Below are 3,268 nucleotides of genomic sequence, written 5' to 3' on the forward strand. Positions count from 1 at the left end.
TGAGTCTTTTAGTTGTGGTGAAGTTATCGGCCAATTAGTACCGGTCAGCTCCACGGGTTAACCCCGCTTCCACATCCGGCCTATCAACCCAGTGTTCTTCTGGGGGCCTTCCCACCGCAAGGGTGGTGGAAACCTCATCTTGAAGCAGGCTTCCCGCTTAGATGCTTTCAGCGGTTATCCCTTCCGAACGTAGCCAACCAGCCGTGCTCCTGGCGGAACAACTGGCACACCAGAGGTTCGTCCGTCCCGGTCCTCTCGTACTAGGGACAGCCCTTCTCAAGTTTCCTGCGCGCGCAGCGGATAGGGACCGAACTGTCTCACGACGTTCTAAACCCAGCTCGCGTACCGCTTTAATGGGCGAACAGCCCAACCCTTGGGACCTACTCCAGCCCCAGGATGCGACGAGCCGACATCGAGGTGCCAAACCATGCCGTCGATATGGACTCTTGGGCAAGATCAGCCTGTTATCCCCGGGGTACCTTTTATCCGTTGAGCGACGGCGCTTCCACAAGCCACCGCCGGATCACTAGTTCCGACTTTCGTCCCTGCTCGACCTGTCAGTCTCACAGTCAAGCTCCCTTGTGCACTTACACTCGACACCTGATTACCAACCAGGCTGAGGGAACCTTTGAGCGCCTCCGTTACATTTTAGGAGGCAACCGCCCCAGTTAAACTACCCACCAGGCACTGTCCCTGGTCCGGATCACGGACCGAAGTTAGATGTTCAGCACGACCAGAGTGGTATTTCAACGATGACTCCACAACCACTGGCGTGGCCGCTTCGCAGTCTCCCACCTATCCTACACAAGCCGTACCGAACACCAATACCAAGCTATAGTAAAGGTCCCGGGGTCTTTCCGTCCTGCTGCGCGTAACGAGCATCTTTACTCGTAGTGCAATTTCGCCGAGTTCGCGGTTGAGACAGCGGAGAAGTCGTTACGCCATTCGTGCAGGTCGGAACTTACCCGACAAGGAATTTCGCTACCTTAGGATGGTTATAGTTACCACCGCCGTTTACTGGGGCTTAAATTCTGAGCTTCGCCCCGAAGGGCTGACCCGTCCTCTTAACCTTCCAGCACCGGGCAGGCGTCAGTCCGTATACATCGTCTTGCGACTTCGCACGGACCTGTGTTTTTAGTAAACAGTCGCTTCTCCCTGGTCTCTGCGGCCCTCAAAGGCTAGCCAGCTAGTGGCTTCACCCCTCAGGCCCCCCTTCTCCCGAAGTTACGGGGGTATTTTGCCGAGTTCCTTAACCACGATTCTCTCGATCGCCTTAGTATACTCTACCTGACCACCTGAGTCGGTTTGGGGTACGGGCGGCTAACACCTCGCGTCGAGGTTTTTCTTGGCAGCATAGGATCACCCTACTTCCCGCATTCGCGGTCACCATCAGGTCTGAGGCTTAATGAGGTCCGGATTTGCCTGAACCTCGCCCTGCTCCCTTGGACGTGCATAGCCATAAAACACGCGGTGGCTACCTGTCTGCGTCACCCCTGTTAATACGCTTACCTACTACCAGATCGGGTCCCGCGCGCAACCACTACCAATCCCGAAGGATCGTGCAGCGGTCTTGGGCGGTTAGCATCACCGGGATCGGTATGGGCGGTGTTTCGCCGGTACGGGAATATCAACCCGTTGTCCATCGACTACGCCTGTCGGCCTCGCCTTAGGTCCCGACTTACCCAGGGCGGATTAACCTGGCCCTGGAACCCTTGGTCATTCGGCGGACGGGTTTCTCACCCGTCATTCGCTACTCATGCCTGCATTCTCACTCGTGTGGGATCCACCACTGGGTCACCCCGCAGCTTCACCTCCCACACGACGCTCCCCTACCCATCAACACCCCTGGAACCGAGTCCCGTAGGACAAGGCTAAGGACATATGCTGATGCCACAGCTTCGGCGGTATGCTTGAGCCCCGCTGAATTGTCGGCGCAGAATCACTTGACCAGTGAGCTATTACGCACTCTTTCAAGGGTGGCTGCTTCTAAGCCAACCTCCTGGTTGTCTGTGCGACTCCACATCCTTTCCCACTTAGCATACGCTTAGGGGCCTTAGCTGGTGGTCTGGGCTGTTTCCCTCTCGACTACGAAGCTTATCCCCCGCAGTCTCACTGCTGCGCTATACACTTACCGGCATTCGGAGTTTGGCTGACGTCAGTAACCTGGTGAGGCCCATTAGCCATCCAGTAGCTCTACCTCCGGCAAGCAACACGCAACGCTGCACCTAAATGCATTTCGGGGAGAACCAGCTATCACGAAGTTTGATTGGCCTTTCACCCCTACCCACAGGTCATCCCCTCAGTTTTCAACCTAAGTGGGTTCGGTCCTCCACGCGGTCTTACCCGCGCTTCAACCTGCCCATGGGTAGATCACTTCGCTTCGGGTCTAGAACATGCGACTCAAGCGCCCTATTCGGACTCGCTTTCGCTACGGCTTCCCCACACGGGTTAACCTTGCCACATGCCACTAACTCGCAGGCTCATTCTTCAAAAGGCACGCCGTCACCCCAGCTATGGAGGCTCCGACGGATTGTAAGCATCCGGTTTCAGGTACTATTTCACTCCCCTCCCGGGGTACTTTTCACCTTTCCCTCACGGTACTTGTCCGCTATCGGTCACCAGGTAGTATTTAGGCTTAGCAAGTGGTCTTGCCAGATTCACACGGGATTTCACGGGCCCCGTGCTACTCGGGATCCCCGCAAGGAGGCGTCATCATTTCGTCTACGGGGGTCTCACCCACTATGCCCGGCCTTCCCAGACCGTTCGACTATAACGACGCTTTGTAACTCCCTACCCAGTCGGCAGACCAGGTCAGCGGGTCCCACAACCCCGGAAGTGCAACGCCTGCCGGCTATCACACACTCCCGGTTTAGCCTGTTCCGCGTTCGCTCGCCACTACTAACGGAATATCTCTTCCTGTGGGTACTGAGATGTTTCACTTCCCCACGTTCCCTCCACACGCCCTATATATTCAGGCGCAGGTAGCTGGACATGACTCCAGCCGGGTTTCCCCATTCGGACATCCTCGGATCACGGTTCGTTAGCCAACTCCCCGAGGCTTATCGCAGGCCACAACGTCCTTCATCGGCTCCTGGTGCCAAGGCATCCACCGAATGCTCTTAAAAACTTGACCACAAAAGATCAAAGATGCTCGCGTCCACTGTACAGTTCTCAAAAAACCCACCGACCAACACCCAACACGCACCAACCGGTACGCACCAGACGAAAGCGGCCAACCGAGAAAACCCGCGACCACCACCACCCACCC

Annotated in this window: 1 rRNA gene; it reads right to left on the reverse strand. The window is 56.5% G+C overall.

What is annotated here, in order from left to right:
* Positions 1–14: 14 nt before the first annotated feature.
* A 23S ribosomal RNA gene (locus V2J52_RS16980) occupies positions 15–3,133 on the reverse strand.
* Between the last annotated feature and the right edge of the window lie 135 nt (positions 3,134–3,268).

The sequence above is a fragment of the Georgenia sunbinii genome, from assembly GCF_036421875.1.
GTDB lineage: Bacteria > Actinomycetota > Actinomycetes > Actinomycetales > Actinomycetaceae > Georgenia_B > Georgenia_B sunbinii.